Below are 21336 nucleotides of genomic sequence, written 5' to 3' on the forward strand. Positions count from 1 at the left end.
GATAATGAAGTTCCCACAGCCAGTAATCCCACACCAATAAATGTGCAATGTATTGCCGATGTTCCTGATCCGGATAAAACAGTAGTTACTGATGAAGCAGATAATTGTACTGCTAATCCTGTAGTCAATTTTGTCTCTGATGTTAGTGATGGCAATTTTAATCCGGAAGTCATTAAAAGAACTTATAGCGTAACCGATGATGCAGGGAATTCTATTGAGGTAACCCAGGAAATAAACATACAGGATACCCAATTCCCTGAGACTCCAGTTTTACCAGATTTAATTGCAGAATGCTCATTAACTGTTGTACCACCAACAACCACAGATAATTGTGATGGAGAAATTACGGGTACAACAGGCCTAACTGATTTAACATTTGATATCGTAGGTGAAGAAACCATATATTGGGTTTTCACTGATGCTTCAGGAAAATCAACCGAAGCTGCACAAAAAATTACAATTACTGATAATGCTCCTGAGCCAGATATAACAGGAACATTACCTCCTCAAACATTCAATGGGTGCCAAATTTCAAATATTGCAGAATTTACAAGACCAACTGCGACAGACCAATGTGATGGTTTAATTTTAGGAACGTTGGCGGAAGATTTTCTTTTCCCCTATTCTGTTATTGGATCCAACATTATCGAATGGGAGTTCGTAGACAGCCACGGTAATATATCTGTAAAACCACAAGAAATTCGGCTAATCCCAGAAAATATTGATGGGGGTGATTTAAAAGGTTATCTCACCAATGATGGGGCGAATACTGCCAGTGAGGAAGTTGATATTACTGCATGTGCATCTGGATCAAATATAATTCAAATGAATCTTTCTAATGAAAGAGGAACAATTATTCAATGGGAAAAATATGAAGTTGGCTCTGGATTTTGGGAAGTTATTGAAAACTCTTCAGACTCCTATTCAGTTACCTTTGATGCTTCTACTAGTGAATCTACACTTTTTCGTGTATTGATTCAGAAAGGAACCTGTAATGAATATTCCAATAATTTTTACGCTCGAGCGATTCCACCGGATACAGCTCCAATTTTAGATGTTAGTTTATTCAACACTTGCCTTAACGAGACGGTGTCCTTAGTGGCAAGAAATGGTTTTACAGTACAAGAAGACGTATTAACGGGAAAAGGCGGGAATTTTCAAAGTGGACAATTTCCAGATAAACACAATCCAGATATGTGGAGAATTGATGGTGCTGCTGCTGCCTCTTATTTTACTGCAAATGCTAATAATGGAAAACCTACAAATTGGGCTGCAAAAGGTGATGGTAAAGAGCTTGGATCAATATATTATAGTTCTGGAGCTCCAAAATTTGGTATAGCACAAGGAGATTATTCATCATCTTGGATAAAGAAGAAACAACCTCAAGTATACCAAACAGGAGAATCAACATTAGAAACCCCCATATTCAGTTTAAAAAATATTGGTACAGCATCGCTTGAGTTCGACCAAGCCTATAACTTAGTAGATAGTGATTATGCAACTTTAGAATTGTCCTTGGATGGGGGAAACACTTATTCAATAACCCTACAATCATTATCGGGAGGAGATACATGGGATTACTCCAACCCTGCAAAAGCCACAACCCCCCCCTCTTCATCAACCAATTATAATTTTGAAAACGATAATTCTACATTTGATTTAACGCCATACGTTGGGAATTCTGAAGTTAGAATAAGATGGACTTTTCACGGCACCTCGGATGCAAGTGCTTGGGCTATTGACGGCATCTCAATTCCTACAGAACCAATATTAGATGAAATAGAATGGACTGATGGTTTAGGGAGTCCTGATAAACCTGTATTATCAAATGGGAGATTGGAAACCACATATACTTTTACTCCAGAAGCACCAGGATATCATGAATATGGGGCAACAATTTTGGTAGATGGTTGCAGAGCCTACGATCCACAAGGAACAGCTATGGCTAATGTTTATGTAAATTATTCATACGCAGGAAAGGATATAATAAGAGACTCTCAAGAATGCGGGATGAATAAAATTCAATTAAATGCGTATGACAACACTATTACAGCCAATGAAAATTCCGATAAAGGAGCATATCCTACTCGACCTACTGATTGTAAAACATGTGATGATCCGGGAACTGGAGAGATAGGAAAGTGGACTTATGTTACCTCAACCAATTCTTGTGAAAATGGCTTGTTCTCATCTAGTAATCCAACGAAATATCCAGATCCAACTAATGATCCTAATGCTACTTTTACCGCTGGAGCTGGAACCTATATTTTAACCTGGACTGTCAACGGATGCTCCGATGACCTAACTATTACAATAACAGAATGTAATCAAGTTGATTTCGATGGAATAGATGATTACGTAGATTTTAATGATGGATACGACTTAAACGGAGCCTTTAGTTTTGAAATCTGGATAAAACCTGAATCCACCACCGGTACCCAAACTATTTTTTCCAAACGTTATTTGAATAATATGGCTACCGGATATGATTTGAAATTAGTTGGAGACAAAATTTCATTTAATTGGAATACTTCAGGAAGAATTGTTTCATCCTATCCAATTACATCAAGCAGGTGGTATCATATTGCTGTTACTCACACTGGAAGTTTATATAATTTATATATTGATGGAATTTTAATTAAAAGTGAGGGAGGGGGTTCTCCTAATATAAATGATACTAAAGCCATTTTGGGGGCAATGCATAGCAATTTAAATGACGCCCCATCAAACTATTTTAATGGCTGGATGGAAGAGCTAAGGATTTGGAATGCGGCACTCACACAAGATCAGATACATCTTATGATGAATCAACGAATAAAAAAAGCTAATACCAATGAGGTGGAAGGTGAGGAAATTCCAGTAATTGTGAATAATCTAAGTTGGACTAATCTAATTGGTTATTACAGGATGGATAATACAGGCTGTGGAAATCTTATACCACACGAAGATATCGGCGTTACTGGCAAACTTAAAAATATTACTTCTCTTCAAGACAGAACTGCCCCCCTTCCCTACATAGCTGCCAAAGCCGGAAACTGGTGGGACACAAATACCTGGAATGAACCCCTAGTGTGGGATCCACCAAGCAGCGCTGGAATAACCGGAGATACCATAGCCTGGAATATAGTTAGGTTAAACAATAAATTGGTCCATAATCCTGCCAGTACGAATAATTCTAAAAGCATAGACTTACTTGCCCTTCTGGATGAAGGAGGCACATTGGATATGCAGGGAGCAAATAACACTTCCGGAAACGGTCTTACAATTACCCATTATTTCAAATTAGACGGAGTGCTGGACCTCAACGGAGAATCTCAACTTATCCAGTCAGAAGGTAGTGAGGTTTCAGGATCGGGGTATCTTACCCGTGACCAACAGGGAACAGCCAGTAGTTATAATTATAATTATTGGAGTTCCCCGGTAGTTTCGAATACGGGAAACCAATCTTATACTATTGCTTCTGTTATGCACGACGGTACAGAAGAAATACCAAAGAAACTTGATATCGGACCTACAGGACATGTCACATATGCAGATGGTGGTTTGAGCGTTCCAAGAAAAATAAGTGGACGTTGGTTATATAAATTTAGAGGCGATGCCAACCAATATAGCGAGTGGGAATATTTAGGAAAAGATGGAACTTTATTACCGGGAGAAGGTTACACTATGAAGGGAACTTCAGGTAATGCGAATATACAAGACCTTCAAAATTACACTTTTAAAGGTTTTCCAAATAATGGATCACTAACCAATCCTTTGAATATTGTCAAAGATCAAAATTACCTTCTAGGCAATCCTTACCCATCGGCAATTGAAGCCAGGCAATTTATTTTAGACAATCTTGACAAAAGTGTGGTGACCGGTGCTACCAACACCAAAAATATTTTTAACGGTGCCCTTTACTTTTGGGATCATTTTGGCGGCGAAACCCATATTTTAAGAGAATATGTAGGCGGATATGCCACTATAAACCTATCTGGCGCAGTGCAATCTGCATCTTCTGTAGATGAACGTATTAATAACAACAATGCTCTGGGAACTAAAAAACCCGGGCAGTTTATTCCGGTAGGTCAGGGATTTTTCGTAAATACAGTTTTAGATCCAAGTCTGGCTGATGATTTAACTATAAGTGGTGGAAATATCAACTTCAATAACGGTCAACGTGCTTTTGCAACCGAAGCTAATACAAATGATTCACAATTTCTAAAACCAATTGATCTTATTAAGGGCCCAGAAACGGTTAAAACTAAGGATTCAAGATATAAAATAAGATTAAACTTTACCTCCGCCCTTGGCTACCAAAGACAGATTTTAGTTACTGCTGATGCCAATACTACAAATGGTTTTGATTTGGGTTACGACGCTCTTTTAAATGACAATATTCCTGAAGATATGTTCTGGCTAATCAAAGAAAATAAGTTTGTTATTCAGGGGGTTCCCAATTTTAATTTGGATCAAAAATTACCAATTGGCCTTAAAATTGCCGAAGAAAAAGAATTCAGCATAGAAATTGGAGAGCTTGAGAATCTACCTGATATCATAGATATCTATTTACGTGACAATAGTGATAATACTTATCATGATCTACGAAAAGCGGATTTTAAATCGAGTTTGCCTCCCGGAGAATATCACGATAGGTATGAAATTGTTTTTCAAGATTTAAATTCAACGCTGGTAGATAAAGAACCTGGTGAAGGGACAATTGATTACTATTACTCCCTAGACAATAGGGAATTTGTAATCAGCAATCCCGAACTGCATAAAATTGAACATATAAACATATACAATATTGGAGGCCAATTAGTAGATCAACACTTTGGGATACCAGACATAAAAGAAATTCATATTCCGCAGAAAAAATCTTTAAGCTCGGCTGTTTACATTGTAAAAGTTTATACCGATGCCGGGGATTATGCTAAAAAAATAATTATTAGAAAAGATTAAGGCTTGTACTTCAATGGAAGATGAACAACTTTTTTAGTATCAAAAAAATCCTCTTCAAAGTAATTGCTTAAATCGTAAATTTTAGCTTTGGGATAATCTTTTAACTCTTCGGCCAGATCTCCGCCTTTAAGGTAGAGTATACCGTTTTTAAGATCATGCTTACTTTTCTTAGCGACCTTACCTTTTATCCAATGCACAAATGTAGGCATTGCGGCTACAGCTCTACTCACTATAAAATCGTAAGTTCCGGAAATCTCCTCTACCCTTGCATTGGTAGTTTTTACGTTGGTAAGCTTTAGACCTTCCACCACTTCTTCCACTACTTTCATTTTTTTTCCGATAGAATCTACTAGATGAAAATTCGACTCCGGAAACAAAATAGCTAATGGAATTCCCGGAAATCCACCACCGGTGCCAACATCTAAAATCTCTGCTCCGTATTTAAACTCCTGAATTTTTGCGATTCCCAGAGAGTGTAGTACATGCCTAAGATAAATTTCATCTATATCTTTACGGGACACCACGTTAATTTTAAGATTCCAGTCTTTGTACAAAGCTTCTAACTGTGCAAATTTAGCATACTGGTCATCGGATAAATCGGGGAAATATTTCTTTATTAATTCCAAAGTTTTCAAATTTTGAACAAAAATACATAATTTGGTGCTTAAATTGCACCGTATATTAATACGGTCTGGATTATAGATTAACTATATAAAAATTTTACCTTTACCGCTTACAAAAAAATACATGGAAAACGCTCAAAATCACATAAAGTTCTCCCGAAAGGATTCTACAAAATTCTTTAGGCTACTCAATAAAAGAGTTAACGATTACTTTAAAGAAAACAATATTAAAAAAACAGGAAACTGGAAATTGCACCTCAAAGCTGTTGTCATGTTTTCTTTATTTTTAACACCGTATTTCTTGATTCTCACCCTGGATATTTCTCAATGGTGGATGTTGCTGCTTACAGTAGTAATGGGCGCCGGGATGGCCGGAGTAGGAATGAATATTATGCATGACGGCAATCATGGTTCCTATTCTTCAAAAAAATGGGTGAATAAATTTATGGGCGGCACTATTTATGTGCTGGCCGGAAACGTTTATAACTGGCAGGTACAACATAATGTTTTACACCATACTTACACCAATATTCACGGTCACGATGAAGATTTGGATGCAGGAAGAATAATTAGATTTTCTGAACATGCAAAATGGTATAGTTTTCACCGTTTTCAACATTATTATTCTGTCTTTTTATATGGGTTATTAACTTTTAACTGGGCATTGACTACCGATTTTAAGCAAACGAGAAACTACCTAAAACGCAAATTATCTTACGGAAAAATGCCTAACCCGGTAGCGCAATGGAGCATTATAGCCATCACCAAAGTGATTTATGTTTCAATATGGATTGTAATCCCTATGCTCATCTTATCTATTTCATGGTGGAAGATTTTAATTGGTTTTTTCGTGATGCATTATACCGCAGGTCTAATTCTTAGTATTGTATTTCAATTGGCCCACGTGGTTAAGGAAACAGAAATGCCATTACCAGATGAAACCGGATCTATGAAAAATACCTGGGCAATTCACCAGCTGTTTACCACGGTTAATTTCGCTACAAAAAACAAAATCGTAAACTGGTTTACCGGCGGATTAAACCACCAGGTAGAGCATCATATTTTCCCGAATATTAGTCATATTCACTATTCTAAAATAGCTAAAATAGTTAAGGAGACCGCATCAGAATGTAATCTCCCATATCACGAATACAAAACCACACGCGCAGCAATAATTGCCCATTTTCAACATTTAAAAGAAATGGGCGCGAAACCTGCAATTTCGTAGATTACCTCGGGGAAATCCCACGAGGCCAAGTTTGGAAAATAGGCACCATTTTAAAGAGTATTTATTTTCCAATCTCATTTAGTGAGTAATTAATTTGTAACCATTTAAAAAATGCAAGAACAATTATCTAATCGAATTAACAATTTAGCCACTTCTCAAACCCTGGCTATGGCTGCAAAAGCGCGTGAACTTAGAGCCGAAGGGAAAGACATTATAGGTTTAAGCCTGGGAGAACCAGATTTTAACACTCCAGACTTCATTAAAGACGCTGCTATAAAAGCGATTAACGACAATTATAATTCTTACACTCCTGTAGACGGTTATGTAGAATTAAAAGATGCGATAATCAATAAATTTAAGCGAGACAACAATCTTACTTATGACCACTCTCAAATTGTAGTATCTACAGGTGCTAAACAATCTTTGGCCAATGTAGCTATGGTTTTGTTAAATCCGGGAGACGAGGTTCTATTGCCCTGCCCTTACTGGGTAAGTTATGCTGAAATAGTTAAGCTTGCCGAAGGCGTTCCGGTAGAAGTACCAACTTCAGTAGAAACCGATTTTAAAATGACGCCAGAGCAGCTTGAAGCAGCAATTACTCCCAAAACAAAAATGATTTGGTATAGCTCTCCCTGTAACCCTAGCGGAATGGTCTACAGCAAACAAGAACTTAGAGGCCTTGCAGATGTGCTAAAAAAATATCCAGATATCATTATTGTAAGTGATGAAATATACGAACATATTAATTTTGTTGGTGGTCACGCATCTATGGCACAGTTTGAAGATATGTATGACCGTGTAGTTACCGTAAACGGTGTTTCTAAAGCTTTCGCTATGACGGGTTGGAGAATTGGTTATATAGGAGCTCCTTCCTGGATTGCCCGTGCTACTAACAAAATGCAGGGTCAAATTACAAGCGGTGCCAATTGTATAGCCCAACGTGCAGTAATTACCGCGCTAGAAGCTCCTGTTAGCAAAATTAGCTATATGGTAGATACCTTTAAGAAAAGAAGGAAACTCATTATAGACCTTTTAAACAATATAGAAGGTTTTGTTACCACAGAGCCGGAAGGTGCGTTTTACGTTTTCCCAAATATCTCTCATTTCTTCGGAAAAACAATTAAAGGCCATAAAATTGAAAATGCAACAGATTTTTCTATGTTTTTATTAGAAGAAGCCCTCGTAGCGACCGTTACTGGTGATGCCTTTGGAAATCCAGATTGTATAAGAATTTCTTACGCAGCGAGTGAAGATCAAATTGAAGAAGCACTGAAGCGAATTAAATCTTTTTTAACTGAAGCATAGAATTTTAGTTTAATAGGTCCATTTAAGCTGTATATACAAAACATTATACTCGTCATTGCAAGGAACGAAGCAATCTTCAGTAATTAACTACAGATTGCTTCACTCCGTTCGCAATGACGTTTTTTATTAAAATCACAGCTTATTTCTTTGTTTCAGAGCCTGCCCCGAAATTTATTCGGAGATCCAGGATGTTAAAAAATAAAAAAGTGTTAGAATCCCGAAGCAAATTCGGGATAAAGTCTGAAACGAGTTCAGCTTGACGGAAAATTATCCTTTTGACCTGCCTTTCTATTTTCTATTTGAATATTAGTATTACCTATTTCTCCAAAAGAACGGAGTAAGCAAGATAAGCACGGTAAAGAGTTCTAATCTACCAATAAGCATTAAAAAAGAACACCACCATTTCCCTAATGGCGGAAGAATATCATAATTATTTACCGGTCCAAGCGCACCAAAAGCAGGGCCAATATTCCCCAACGAGGAGGCCGCACCACCAATGGCAGTCTCAAAATCCAGTCCCAGCCCACCTAAAATAACAGATCCAATAATAAAAGAAAGCATATAAAGAATAAAGAAGCCTAGAATATTAAAGGTCACTCCTTTGCCAATAGATTTTCCGTTAAATCGCACAGGAAGAATCGCGTTTGGATGCAGAGCCCGTTTAAATTCAATGCCACCATTTCTAATCATTATAATATGCCGCATTACCTTCACGCCACCGGCTGTTGAGCCTGCAGAACCGCCCAAGAAAAACATTCCAAAGAATAAAATTGTAAGAAAGGGTGTCCACATAGTATAATCGGCACTCACAAAACCTGTAGTAGTAATAATTGCCAAAACCTGGAAAAGCGCATGTCTAAAAGCACTTTCGGCTTCACCCCAAACCATAGGATGATCTATTTGTGAGAGGGCTACATCAGCCTCAAAATAAATAAATAAAGAAGCTACCACTGTAAATATTGCTATAAAAAAGAAGTACCATTTAAACTCATCGTCATGCAATACCTTTTGGACTTTACCTTTAAAACTGTAATAGCTTAAAACAAAGTTAGCTCCCGCCAAAAACATAAAAAGCATAATAATATATTGAATAATCGGGCGGTCATTCCAATAAGCAACACTAATATTTTTGGTTGAAAAACCACCTGTAGAAAGTGTGCTAAGTGAATGGTTTACCGCATCAAAAAGACTCATTCCTGCCACTTTTAACAAGATAGTTTCAGCAATAGTGTAGCTTACATAAATAAGCCATAAGCGTTTAGCAGTATCAGTAATCCTGGGTTTAAGTTTATCGGCACTGGGGCCGGGAGCTTCTGCAGCAAAGAGCTGCATTCCTCCTATTCCCAAAAGTGGTAGAATCGCGATGGCAAGAACTATAATCCCCATCCCACCAATCCAATGAGTAAGACTTCGCCAAAACAGCACCCCTTTTGGAATAGATTCTATGTCATTTAAAACAGAAGCGCCCGTAGTGGTATACCCAGACATGGTTTCAAAGAAAGCATTGGTAAAGGCAGGAATGGATTCACTTAAAACATAAGGTAAAGTGCCACTTAGAGCCATAAAAATCCAGCCAAAGGTCACTATAATATAACCTTCCCTTTTTTTCACTTCTTTACGGTGCCCCCGGGTAGTAAACATAAAAAGCACTCCCAGGAATAAGGTGATAAAAGCTGCGGCTAGAATATCTATCGTCACCCCATCTTCATAAAACCAACTCACCAAAACTGCTGTAAGCATAAAACCACCGTTACACAAAAGCAACAGCCCCATGACATGCAGAATAATTTGATAATTAAGTCTAGGCATTACAAAAAGAGTTTTTCAACCTTTTTAATAGATCGTGGCAGGCAACAAACCACTATTCGATCTCCCCTGGTAATAGTAAACTCTCCAAGTGCAATTATTCCCAGGCCATCTCTTATAATTCCGCCAATAATAGCCGATCTAGGGAAATCAAGATCCTTAATTTTTTTATTACAAACTTGTGAATTTGGTTTTACGATAAACTCCAAAAGTTCAGCGTTCATATTATTGATCTTGGTCATTGCAACTACTTCGCCCTTTCTAACATATCTAAAGATATTATTTGCAGCAAGTAGTTTTTTATTAATTAGCGTATCAATCCCAATAGAATGACTTAATTGGTAATAATCCATATTTTCTACCAACGAGATGGTTTTCTTTACACTTTTAGATTTTGCTACAAGGCAGGACATAATATTGGTTTCCGAATTACCGGTAACCGCAATAAAAGCATCCATATCGTGTACGTTTTCTTCTTCAAGCAGCTCTACATTTCTACCATCGCCATGAATAATTAGCGCATTAGGAAGTTCGTCGGCAAGATCATAAGCTTTCTCTTTATCACTCTCAACCAACTTCACGTTAAAGTTATTTCTACAAAGATCTATGGCTGTTTTTTTACCAATTTTACTTCCGCCCAGGATCATAATATTCTTAATAGACTGCTTGGTTTTCCCGGTAAGCTTATAAAGGTTTTCAACCCCGCTTTTTAGGGTAATAAAATTTACCTGATCGCCTTCTTTAAACTGGGTATCTCCTCGCGGAATTAATGTATACTGAGTTCCATACCGCTGAATAGCTATTGGAACAAAGTTAAGATCTGGAAAAATATTAGCCGCTTCCTTAACTGTTTTACCCACAAATAATGCATTACGAGAAAGGCTAAGACCTATCATGGTTAAGGCGCCATTTTCAAATTCATAACTATCATTAAAAGCAGACTGATTAAGGAGCAAAGCAATTTCCCTTGCCGCTAATGCTTCAGGAGAGATCAATTCGTCTATTCCAAAGCGTGTAAACCCAATTTCCTCTTTATTTTCCAGAAACTCTGTATTAGAAATACGGGCTATAGTTCGTTTTGCACCTAGCTGTTTAGCCAACACACAGGTGGTAATATTGGTAGCTTCACTAGAGGTTACACTTATAAGCATGTCTACATGCTTTACTTGAGAATCTTTTAAAATAGCTATAGAGGTGGCATCTCCTTTTATTGTCCTGATATCTAAATGCGTATCGGCATAAGTAAGATTATCCCGGTTGGTATCAATCAATGTAATATCCTGGGACTCGAAAGAAAGCAATTTTGCCAAATGAAAGCCCACTTCACCTGCTCCGGCAATAATTATCTTCATATAACAGCTTGAAATTGAAAAGAAGAACAAATGTACGGTATTTTAGACAAACCAAAAACCAAAGTGCGCAACAACAAATTTTAAAAGTATCAAGCGCAATTATTTCATATCGTGTATCTTTGGAGCAAAATTGTTACTATGAGCAAAAAGTTGACTCCTTATCAAGATTCTGGCCTCAATAAAAAGAAACAGGTTGAGCAGATGTTCGATAAAATATCTGGCAATTATGATGGCTTAAATCGGGTGATTTCACTGGGTACCGATGTGAAATGGAGAAAGAAAGTTATTGCTTTGGTTAAGGCACAAAAGCCAGATGCTGTTTTAGACATTGCTACCGGAACCGGGGATCTCGCAATACAAATGGCCGATATTAACGCCAAGAGAATTGTTGGTCTTGACCTTTCTGAAGGCATGCTAAAAGTTGGCCGTAAGAAAATTGCTGCAAAAAACTTAACCGATAAAATTGAGATGATTCAGGGAGATTCTGAAGCATTACCTTTTGAGGACAACACTTTTGATGCCATAGCCGTAGCTTTTGGAGTTCGGAATTTTGAGGATTTAGAAAAAGGATTATCAGAAATAAAAAGGGTTCTAAAACCCGGTGGAATTTTTGTAGTTTTGGAAACTTCTGTCCCTACCAGATTCCCGTTCAAACAAGGTTATAAATTATATTCTGGCTATATGCTTCCCTTAATTGGGCGAATATTTTCTAAAGACCAGGAAGCTTACTCCTATTTAAGTAAAAGTGCAGCCGAATTTCCTCATGGAGAAGCTTTCAACAATATTTTAAAGAAAACGGGGTTTATAAATATAGATAACAAACCTCAAACACTTGGGGTTGCAACTATTTATACTGCTTCAAAATAAAACTATGAAGAAACTTTTTGTTATTATCTTTCTTTTTTGCGTTCAATTTGGTAACGCACAAATTTTTGGAGGAGATAAAATTGTAAATAATGAGAATTTTGATAAACAACGTTGGTCCTGGGGATATTACCTAGGTTTTAATACCTACGATTTTAAATTTAAATATAATAAGGAAGTAGCTCCTAACGGTAACGACCTAATTATTGAAAAGACCCTTGGTTTTAATGTTGGTCTGGTTGGAAATTTAAAACTCAACAACAACCTGGATCTTCGTTTAGAACCAGGTGTTACTTTTAACACTCGTAACTTTAGACCTCCATACACCAAAGATATCGAGGAAGTAAATGCCACGTATGTTCATATCCCACTATTATTAAAATTCTCAGCAGATCGTAACAATAATTTCAAACCATTTGTGGTTGGCGGCTTATCTGCCTCTATAAATCTTTCTAGCAATGAAAACAATCCTGACGTAGACACGCGTCTAAAAACCAATAATTACAATTACGAAGTTGGCCTGGGAGTAGATCTTTACCTATATTATTTTAAATTCTCTCCTTCTATAAGAGGTGTATTTACCATAAACAACGAAATGGTAGAAACAAAATTCCAAGCGGTAGATGCTATGCGATCACAAGCTGTGTTTCTTAATTTCACTTTTCAATAGACAATCCGGAAAAATTAAATAAGTTTTTTTTGGATTTAGCGGAAAGCCTCGGAGCATTTCAGACTCAACTATTGGAAAAATTTTTACGCTTAAATTCACTTAAAAGAATTGCCGTTGCAGTGGCTACATTTAGACTTTCAGTTTCATTTAATTCTCCAAAACGCGGGATGCTTATTTTTTCATTAATCAAAGCTTCAATCTCAGCAGAAATACCATTCGCTTCATTTCCCATCACTAAAATTCCATTCTTAAACACTTCAGCTTTATAAATATTTTCTCCTTCCATAAAAGCTCCGTATACTGGTAAATCTGATTTTTCCAGATACATTTTTAATTCACAATAAGAAATATTCACCCTGGCTAAAGAACCCATCGTCGCCTGGACCACTTTTGGGTTAAAGCAATCTACCGAATCATTAGAGCACACAAGGTTTTTTATCCCAAACCAATCGCAAAGCCTTATAATGGTCCCCAAATTTCCGGGATCTCTAATTCCGTCTAAAGCAAGAATCAGGCTTTCCTCCTGAACTATTTCTTCCTCTGGAATTTCAAATAAGGCCAATGCAGTCTGTGGTGTTTTAAGAAAACTTATTTTTTTGAGTTCCTTTTCGTCAAGTTTTTGGACTTTACTAGAATCAACACCAAAATCTGCGGAAATCGTAAAAAGCCTGTTTAGACTAAATTTAGAGTTTATAAGCTCGTTTATTGTTTTAAACCCTTCGGCTACAAAAAGTCCGTGTTTATAACGGTATTTTTTTTGTGCAAGACTGGTTATTAACTTAATTTGGCTTTTACTAACCATACAAAAAATGTAATTTTGATCTCTTAAAAATGTGTGTTTGAATCGGCATTTCGCAAAAATATCATTATTTTTTTTAAGCCTGCTTTTTTTAATTTCCTGTAATGCCGTTAAACGCGTGGAGGGTGATGACAAACTGCTCACTGACAATGAGATTTTCGTCAATGACGAAAAGATTAAAGAAACCCGTATTTATAATCAACTCTACCAGGAACCAAATACCAGTTTCTTAGGAGTTCCGCTGAGACTTCATTTTTATAATCTTGCCCGCCCAAATATCGATTCTATTTTAAGCGAAAAATATCTTGAAAATCAAGGGAAGAAAAATACGCTGGTAGATATTCTTTCGTATAAACAGTTTGAAAAATATCTACATTCACGGAAGGCTTTCAACGAATGGATTAAAAAAACAGGTGAGGCACCGGTAATTGTAAATGAAGAAGAAACCCAAAAATCGGTTAACCGCCTAAATTCCTGGTATTGGAATAACGGCTGGTTTAATGTAGAAACCGATTACGAGATAATTCCGTCAGAAAATAAAAACAAACGCGCCCACGTAGCCTACGAAGTTACAACGGGAGAACCCTACCATTTAGATTCCATAACCACCAATATTTCTTCTAAAGTTATAGATTCTTTATACAAACTTCATAAAGATGAATCTATCATTAAAGAAGGTATGCAGTATAAAACACTGGACATTAATGAAGAAAGAGACCGACTTACTTCTCTTTTTAGAAATAGCGGAGTGTATAATTTTGACCAGGAATATATAAGTTTTAATGCCGATACGATTAACACCGGCAAAAATGTAAATACAACCTTAATAATAAAAAACCGTTTTGCTTCAGAAGAAGATACCACTTCTAGGGTTCCATTTAAAATTCACGAAATTAGTAAGGTTAATATTTTTACCGATTATAAATATGCTAACCGAAATCAAGCCTTAACAGATAGCATAACTACCAAGGATGGCTATACCCTTTATAGCTTTGAAGAACTGCGTTATAAACCAGAAGCGATTACAGATGCTGTTTTTATTAAGCCAGGAAACACTTACAGTGATATTTCGCGTTCCAGAACTTATAATCGTTTAAACTCTTTGCGCGTTTTTAAATATCCCAATGTACAATTCACCCCAGATCCTGTAGATTCTACACGCAGTGATCTTGTAGCTAATATTTTTTTAACTCCCCAACCAAAATACTCACTTGGGTTTGATTTTGATGTTTCACAAAGTAATATCCAAAAATTTGGAATTGGTTTTGGAGGTTCGCTTTTAATAAGGAATGTATTTAGAGGAGCCGAAAACTTTGAAATTTCAGGACGGGGAAGCATAGGATCTTCTACAGATGCAGCTATAAGCGGAAATGACGATCGTTTTTTTGATATTTCGGAAATTGGAGCCGATCTCAAACTCACCTTTCCAAGGATATTTCTTCCAATTAATACAGATCGCTTTATCCCAAAATATATGCAGCCCTTCACCTCACTTAGCCTTGGGGTTAGCACTCAAAATAATATTGGACTTGATAAACGAAATCTCACAGGAATTCTCAATTATAGGTGGAATCCCTCTTCACAACTCTCAAACCGTCTGGACCTATTAAATATTCAATATGTAAGAAACCTGAATATTGATAATTATTTCAATGTTTATCGCAATTCCTATAACGATCTTAATGAGATTATCCAATCGGGTAGTATAGTGACCAATCCTTCCTATCTAAATTCAGAAGGTTTACTCAGCATCCCTACTGGAGCCGAAAGTTTTATTAGGGACATTTCCAATAACACCGGAGGAACCACCGGCCTGAATGAAGATCAAACTCAACTGGTAAATAATATAGGAGAACGCAAAAATCGTTTAACCGAAAACAACCTCATCTTTGCCTCAAACTATACTTACTTATGGAACACCAAGAAAAATTTATACGACCAGGAGTTCACCCGATTTAGATTTAAAATAGAGACGGCAGGAAATGCACTTTCTGCAATTTCTTCTATAGCAGGGTTCACAAAAAATGAAAACGAAAACTATAATATATTGGGAGTAAATTTCTCTCAATATATTAAAACCGAACTCGATTTCATAAAACACTGGGATATGGGAAGGGATAATATATTTGCATTTCGTGCCTTTGGAGGTGTAGCAATCCCTTATGGAAACGCCAACAGTATCCCGTTTGTAAGAAGTTTCTTTGCCGGTGGACCTAACGATAATCGTGCCTGGCGAGCATACGATTTAGGCCCTGGCAGCAGTGGTGGTAGAAACGAATTTAACGAAGCCAACATGAAACTGGCTCTTAATGCAGAATATCGTTACAACCTATTTGGTGCTTTAAACTCAGCTGTTTTTATTGATGTAGGAAATATTTGGAATGTTCTGGATATTGTTGAAGACGAAAAAGCCACTTTCGAGTCGCTAGCAGACTTAAAGAATATAGCCATAGGCTCTGGTTTTGGTCTTAGATACGACTTTAATTTTTTTGTTCTAAGGTTTGATGTTGGCTTTAAAACCTACAATCCTGCCCTTCCTGAAGCTAATCGTTGGTTTAGAGATTACAATTTTAATCACGCGGTCTATAATGTAGGCATCAATTATCCTTTCTAAGCCAACATATTTTCTTATTTTTGTATTTCTAATATCAACTAAAATTATGAGTCATAACATTAAACCTGGCGTAGCCACAGGAAAAGAAGTACAAGAAATTTTTAATTACGCCAAGAAAAAGGGCTTTGCCCTTCCCGCAGTAAACGTAATAAGCTCCAGCAGTATGAATGCTGTAATGGAAACAGCTGCAGAACTAAATTCACCCATCATTATTCAATTCTCTAATGGAGGTGGCCAGTTTAACGCTGGAAAAGGTCTATCCAATAAGGATGAAAAAGCCGCTATTTTAGGATCTGTTGCAGGTGCTAAGCACATTCACGAACTTGCCAAAGCCTATGGTGCAGTTGTAATTTTACATACAGACCATTGTGCTAAAAAATTACTTCCCTGGATAGACGGTTTGCTTGATGCCAGTGAAAAACATTTTGAGCAATTTGGGAAACCATTATATAGCTCACATATGATAGATCTTTCAGAAGAATCTCTTGAGGAAAACATAGAAACCTGCAAGAAATATCTGGAAAGAATGAGCAAAATGGGAATGACCCTTGAAATTGAACTTGGAGTTACAGGTGGTGAAGAAGATGGTGTGGATAACACCGATATTGATTCTTCAAAATTATACACCCAACCAGAAGAAGTAGCCTATGCTTACGAAGAATTAAGCAAAGTAAGTGACCAATTTACTATTGCTGCAGCTTTTGGAAATGTACACGGAGTGTATAAGCCAGGAAACGTAAAGCTTACCCCTAAAATTCTTAAAAATTCTCAGGAATATATCACTAAAAAATATGGTGTTGAAGAAAACCATATTGATTTTGTATTCCACGGAGGTAGTGGTTCTACTGTTGAAGAAATTCGTGAAGGAATTAGCTACGGAGTAGTTAAAATGAATATCGATACAGATCTTCAATATGCTTACCTTGAAGGAATTCGTGATTATATGGGAGAAAAGAAAGAATATCTTGCTGCCCAAATTGGTAATCCAGAAGGAGACGATGTTCCTAATAAAAAACATTACGATCCAAGAAAATGGTTACGTGAAGGAGAGCTTACTTTTAAAGCCCGACTTAAAAAGGCATGTGAAGACCTTAACAACGTAAACACTTTATAAATTTAATTTTTTAAAACAGCTGGAATTTTAAAATTCCGGCTGTTTTTATTTTAAGTAAAACTTTTGGTTTGTTGCTCATACAATAAACTGAAACCTGAAACCTGAAAATAAATGGCTTGGTTTAAAAGAACACAAAAAGGAATTCAAACACCAACAGAACACAAAAAAGATGTTCCTAAAGGTCTTTGGTACAAATCACCTACAGGTAAAATCGTAGATGCTGAACAGCTAGAAAGTAATTTTTATGTAAGTCCAGAGGATGGTTATCATGTAAGAATTGGCAGTAAGGAGTATTTTAAAATCCTTTTTGATGATAATAAATTCAAAGAATTGGATAAAGATGTGACTTCAAAAGATCCTTTAAACTTTAAAGACACTAAAAAATACACCGACCGTTTAAAGAGTGCACAGGAAAAAACCGAACTTACTGATGCCATTCGTACCGCTGTTGGGAAATCTAAAGGGAAAGATCTCGTTATTGCGTGTATGGATTTTAGGTTTATTGGTGGTTCAATGGGCTCTGTAGTAGGTGAAAAAATTGCACGTGCTGCAGAATATTCGCTAAAAAATGAAATCCCATTTATGATAATTTCTAAATCTGGTGGAGCCAGAATGCAGGAAGCCGCATTATCATTAATGCAATTGGCAAAAACTTCGGTTAGATTAGCACAATTGGCAGAAGCTCGTATTCCTTATATATCTTTAGCCACAGATCCAACTACCGGAGGTACTACGGCATCTTTCGCAATGTTAGGCGATATTAATATTTCTGAACCAGGTGCTTTAATTGGTTTTGCCGGGCCACGTGTGGTAAAAGATACTACCGGAAAAGACCTTCCAAAAGATTTTCAAACTTCAGAATTCCTTAAAGAACATGGCTTTTTAGATTTTATAACAAAAAGGTCTGAACTTAAAAGTAAAGTAAACCTTTATTTGGATCTAATTCAAAATCAGCCAGTAAGAGCTTAAAATAAATTTTTCTTTGAGTAGGTAATTATATAGAAAGTAGTATCTTTGCCGCCTGACGGAAAAACTGTCAATACATAAAAATCATTAAAATTAATATTGGAATGTATTTAGCCAAAGAAAGAAAAGAAGAAATTTTTGAGAAGCACGGAAAAAGTAAAACCGATACCGGTTCTGCTGAAGGACAAATTGCTTTGTTCACCTACCGAATCTCTCACCTTTCTGATCACTTAAAAAAGAATCGTAAAGACTACAACTCAGAGCGTTCTTTGGTAATGTTGGTTGGTAAAAGAAGGAGCTTGCTTGATTACTTGATGAAGAAAGATATTATGAGATATCGTGCTATTATTAAAGAATTAGGATTAAGAAAATAAATTTCAAAGGGGGCTTTATGCCCCCTTTTTTTATATACTATTAATTTGTAAATTTCCTCTGGCAAGCCCTATTACACAAAAAATAGAAGCAAGCCTTGAAATATTTTAAATCTCACTTAGTGAGTAAACAACTTCTGAGCAAGCTCACGAAGCATTAATATTGGAAAATATAAATTGATTTCGAGGCAAGCCTCGAAGCATTTAATCTCGATTATCGAGTAAAATTGTCGCTCAAAGAGAGTAGTTTTTCATTGGTCTACACAACACACAACAACACAACTCCCGGCCGTCCGGTATTATAGGCGGAGACCATTGTATAACAAAAGATCTGGTGAAGTTATTCAGATCAAACGAAGAATTCAAAATTATGATTCCACAAACATTTAAAGAGGTTATCGATTTAGGAGATGGAAGAGAAATCTCTATCGAAACCGGAAAATTAGCAAAGCAGGCCCACGGGTCAGTTGTTGTTCAAATGGGCAACGCTATGTTGCTTTGTACCGTAGTATCCTCTTACAAAGAGAGTACCATGGATTTCTTTCCATTAACTGTAGATTACAGGGAAAAATTTGCTGCCGCAGGTCGTTATCCAGGTGGTTTCTTTAAGAGAGAAGCAAGACCAAGTGACGGTGAAGTTTTAACAATGAGAATTGTAGACCGCGTATTGCGCCCACTTTTCCCATCAGATTATAGAACAGAAACTCAGGTAATGATTCAATTGATGTCTCATGACGAGGATGTTATGCCAGATGCTTTAGCAGGACTTGCTGCTTCAGCTGCTATTCAACTTTCAGATATTCCTTTTGAAACCGCTATTTCTGAAGCCCGTGTGGCCAGAATAGAAGGTGAATTTGTGATAAACCCAAGCCGTGCACAATTACAAGAATCAGACATCGATATGATTATTGGTGCTTCTTCAGATTCTGTGATGATGGTAGAAGGTGAAATGAAAGAAATTTCAGAAGAAGAAATGGCAGAAGCCATTCAATTCGCTCACGAACATATCAAAAAACAAATAGACGCTCAATTACGTCTTGCAGAAGCTTTTGGCAAAAAACCGGTAAGGGAATATGCTACTGCTGAAGAAAAAGAAGATATTGAGAAAAAAGTTCACGATGCGGCTTACGATAAAATTTATGCTATTGCCAAAGGTGGTCATGGTAAGAAAGAGCGTAGTGATGCTTTTGCAGAAGTAAAAGACGAAGTATTAGCTTTATTTTCTGAAGAGGAATTGGAAGAAAACGAAAAGCTGATTAAAAAATATTATAACAAAACCGAAAAAGAAGCGGTAAGAGAACTTACCCTTGCTGAAGGTTTGCGATTAGACGGTAGAAAAACCGACGAGATTAGACCAATTTGGTGTGAAACCGATTATTTACCATCGGTACACGGTTCAGCTATCTTTACCCGTGGGGAAACTCAGGCATTGGCAACGGTTACTTTGGGAACTTCCAGAGAAGCAAACACCATAGATATGCCAACCCACCAGGGCGAAGAAACTTTTTACCTGCACTACAATTTCCCTCCATTTTGTACAGGAGAAGCTTACCCAATAAGAGGGACTTCAAGACGTGAAGTAGGACACGGAAACCTTGCACAACGTGCATTAAAAGGAATGATTCCTGAAAATAATCCTTACACCGTAAGAATAGTTTCTGAAGTATTAGAATCTAACGGATCATCTTCTATGGCTACGGTTTGCGCCGGAACTATGGCAATGATGGATGCCGGGGTAAAAATGAAAAAACCAGTTTCTGGAATCGCTATGGGATTAATTTCTGATGGTGAGCGTCACGCTGTACTTTCAGATATTCTTGGAGATGAAGATCACCTTGGGGATATGGACTTTAAAGTAACAGGAACGGCTGACGGGATTACGGCTTGCCAAATGGATATTAAAGTAAAAGGACTTCCTTACGAGATTTTAGTAAAAGCACTAAAACAAGCACGTGCAGGAAGACTTCATATTCTTGAAAAATTAACCGACACTATTTCTGAGCCTAACGAAAATGTAAAAGCTCACGCTCCAAAAATTATCACCAGAAGAATTCCTAACGAATTTATTGGTGCATTAATTGGACCTGGAGGAAAAGTGATCCAGGAACTTCAAAAAACTACAGGGTGTGAAATCGTAATCAACGAAGATCCTGTAACCGAAGAAGGTATTGTTGAAATATTAGGTACTAAACAAGAAGGAATTGATAAGGTTCTTGCTAAAATAGAATCTATTACTTTTAAGCCTGAAAAAGGAAGTGTTTACGAAGTAAAAGTTATCAAAGTTCTTGACTTTGGTGCAGTAGTAGAATATCTTGATGCCCCTGGCAATGAGGTTTTACTTCACATATCTGAACTGGCATGGGAACGTACAGATAACGTAACCGATATTTTGAATATTGGTGATGTAATAGATGTAAAATACTTTGGTGTAGATCCTAAAACCCGAAAGGAAAAAGTTTCAAGAAAAGCTTTACTTGAAAAACCTGAAGGTTACCAGCCAAGACCACCAAGAGACAACGATCGTAATGACAGAGGTCGTGACAACCGTGGTTCTCGAGATAATCGTGGCCGTGATGATCGCAGAGGAAGAGACAATAAAGATCGTAGAAATAACGACTAATTAGTCTTAAGCTTTATAAATCTAAATCCCCGGAAAGCAATTTTCGGGGATTTTTTTATG

At 36.8% G+C, this 21336-nt stretch carries 14 protein-coding genes; 10 read left to right on the forward strand and 4 right to left on the reverse strand.

What is annotated here, in order from left to right:
• On the forward strand, nt 1–4944 hold a 4944-nt coding region (locus B5X51_RS12685), incomplete at its 5' end, for a LamG-like jellyroll fold domain-containing protein (protein ID WP_139374894.1).
• Here B5X51_RS12685 and rsmG read toward each other — a convergent pair.
• Nucleotides 4941–5570, reverse strand: coding sequence for a 16S rRNA (guanine(527)-N(7))-methyltransferase RsmG (gene rsmG / locus B5X51_RS12690; protein WP_079721568.1), 630 nt, complete (start codon nt 5568–5570; stop codon nt 4941–4943). The genes B5X51_RS12685 and rsmG overlap by 4 nt on opposite strands.
• 121 nt (nt 5571–5691) lie before the next feature.
• Between rsmG and B5X51_RS12695 the strand changes: the two genes are divergently transcribed.
• Together B5X51_RS12695 and B5X51_RS12700 are read left to right on the forward strand one after the other, a co-directional pair.
• The gene (locus tag B5X51_RS12695; RefSeq protein WP_079721569.1) at nt 5692–6795 is read left to right on the forward strand and encodes a fatty acid desaturase family protein; all 1104 of its coding nucleotides are present in this window, start codon (nt 5692–5694) and stop codon (nt 6793–6795) included.
• Between the two features lie 111 nt (nt 6796–6906).
• Nucleotides 6907–8100 carry a pyridoxal phosphate-dependent aminotransferase gene (locus tag B5X51_RS12700; protein ID WP_079721570.1) on the forward strand — a complete coding sequence of 398 codons (1194 nt, stop codon included), beginning with the start codon at nt 6907–6909 and terminating at the stop codon, nt 8098–8100.
• A gap of 312 nt (nt 8101–8412) precedes the next feature.
• On the opposite strand, the gene B5X51_RS12705 is transcribed toward B5X51_RS12700, so the two are convergent.
• A complete protein-coding gene (locus B5X51_RS12705; RefSeq protein WP_079721571.1) occupies nt 8413–9909 on the reverse strand; it encodes a TrkH family potassium uptake protein in 1497 nt (498 codons plus the stop codon).
• The gene (gene trkA / locus B5X51_RS12710; protein WP_079721572.1) at nt 9909–11258 is read right to left on the reverse strand and encodes a Trk system potassium transporter TrkA; all 1350 of its coding nucleotides are present in this window, start codon (nt 11256–11258) and stop codon (nt 9909–9911) included. Before trkA ends, B5X51_RS12705 begins: the two co-directional genes overlap by 1 nt.
• A 138-nt stretch (nt 11259–11396) precedes the next feature.
• On the opposite strand from trkA, the gene ubiE reads away from it, so the two are divergent.
• Nucleotides 11397–12125 (forward strand): bifunctional demethylmenaquinone methyltransferase/2-methoxy-6-polyprenyl-1,4-benzoquinol methylase UbiE, encoded by a 729-nt coding sequence (gene ubiE / locus B5X51_RS12715; RefSeq protein ID WP_079721573.1) that lies wholly within the window; start codon nt 11397–11399, stop codon nt 12123–12125.
• A gap of 4 nt (nt 12126–12129) precedes the next feature.
• Nucleotides 12130–12792: a type IX secretion/gliding motility protein PorT/SprT gene (gene porT, locus B5X51_RS12720; protein WP_079721574.1), complete on the forward strand. Its 663-nt coding sequence runs from the start codon at nt 12130–12132 to the stop codon at nt 12790–12792.
• A 64-nt stretch (nt 12793–12856) separates the two neighbouring features.
• Here porT and B5X51_RS12725 read toward each other — a convergent pair whose 3' ends face one another.
• The gene (locus B5X51_RS12725; protein WP_079721575.1) at nt 12857–13594 is read right to left on the reverse strand and encodes a TrmH family RNA methyltransferase; all 738 of its coding nucleotides are present in this window, start codon (nt 13592–13594) and stop codon (nt 12857–12859) included.
• 37 nt (nt 13595–13631) lie between these two features.
• Between B5X51_RS12725 and tamL the strand changes: the two genes are divergently transcribed.
• From tamL to B5X51_RS12750, 5 genes are all read left to right on the forward strand, one after another.
• Nucleotides 13632–16205, forward strand: a complete 2574-nt coding sequence (tamL, locus tag B5X51_RS12730; RefSeq protein ID WP_079721576.1) for a translocation and assembly module lipoprotein TamL — start codon at nt 13632–13634, stop codon at nt 16203–16205.
• A 46-nt stretch (nt 16206–16251) separates the two neighbouring features.
• The gene (gene fbaA, locus B5X51_RS12735) at nt 16252–17319 is read left to right on the forward strand and encodes a class II fructose-bisphosphate aldolase (RefSeq protein ID WP_079721577.1); all 1068 of its coding nucleotides are present in this window, start codon (nt 16252–16254) and stop codon (nt 17317–17319) included.
• 111 nt (nt 17320–17430) lie between these two features.
• Entirely contained in the window at nt 17431–18288 is an 858-nt protein-coding gene (gene accD / locus B5X51_RS12740) for an acetyl-CoA carboxylase, carboxyltransferase subunit beta (protein ID WP_079721578.1), read from the forward strand.
• A 101-nt stretch (nt 18289–18389) separates the two neighbouring features.
• Nucleotides 18390–18659 (forward strand): 30S ribosomal protein S15, encoded by a 270-nt coding sequence (gene rpsO, locus B5X51_RS12745; protein WP_079721579.1) that lies wholly within the window; start codon nt 18390–18392, stop codon nt 18657–18659.
• Nucleotides 18660–19026: 367 nt separating this feature from the next.
• Entirely contained in the window at nt 19027–21276 is a 2250-nt protein-coding gene (locus B5X51_RS12750; RefSeq protein WP_079721580.1) for a polyribonucleotide nucleotidyltransferase, read from the forward strand.
• The last annotated feature ends 60 nt before the right edge of the window (nt 21277–21336 follow it).

Source organism: Salegentibacter holothuriorum (assembly GCF_900168045.1).
Taxonomy (GTDB): Bacteria; Bacteroidota; Bacteroidia; order Flavobacteriales; family Flavobacteriaceae; genus Salegentibacter; species Salegentibacter holothuriorum.

Excerpts from the sequence above, each read along its gene's own strand:
- B5X51_RS12695 (WP_079721569.1), top strand. The coding sequence starts at position 5,692 with ATGGAAAACGCTCAAAATCACATAAAGTTCTCCCGAAAGGATTCTACA.
- B5X51_RS12700 (WP_079721570.1), top strand. The coding sequence starts at position 6,907 with ATGCAAGAACAATTATCTAATCGAATTAACAATTTAGCCACTTCTCAA.
- B5X51_RS12705 (WP_079721571.1), bottom strand. The coding sequence starts at position 9,909 with ATGCCTAGACTTAATTATCAAATTATTCTGCATGTCATGGGGCTGTTG.
- trkA (WP_079721572.1), bottom strand. The coding sequence starts at position 11,258 with ATGAAGATAATTATTGCCGGAGCAGGTGAAGTGGGCTTTCATTTGGCA.
- ubiE (WP_079721573.1), top strand. The coding sequence starts at position 11,397 with ATGAGCAAAAAGTTGACTCCTTATCAAGATTCTGGCCTCAATAAAAAG.
- porT (WP_079721574.1), top strand. The coding sequence starts at position 12,130 with ATGAAGAAACTTTTTGTTATTATCTTTCTTTTTTGCGTTCAATTTGGT.
- B5X51_RS12725 (WP_079721575.1), bottom strand. The coding sequence starts at position 13,594 with ATGGTTAGTAAAAGCCAAATTAAGTTAATAACCAGTCTTGCACAAAAA.
- fbaA (WP_079721577.1), top strand. The coding sequence starts at position 16,252 with ATGAGTCATAACATTAAACCTGGCGTAGCCACAGGAAAAGAAGTACAA.
- accD (WP_079721578.1), top strand. The coding sequence starts at position 17,431 with ATGGCTTGGTTTAAAAGAACACAAAAAGGAATTCAAACACCAACAGAA.
- rpsO (WP_079721579.1), top strand. The coding sequence starts at position 18,390 with ATGTATTTAGCCAAAGAAAGAAAAGAAGAAATTTTTGAGAAGCACGGA.
- B5X51_RS12750 (WP_079721580.1), top strand. The coding sequence starts at position 19,027 with ATGATTCCACAAACATTTAAAGAGGTTATCGATTTAGGAGATGGAAGA.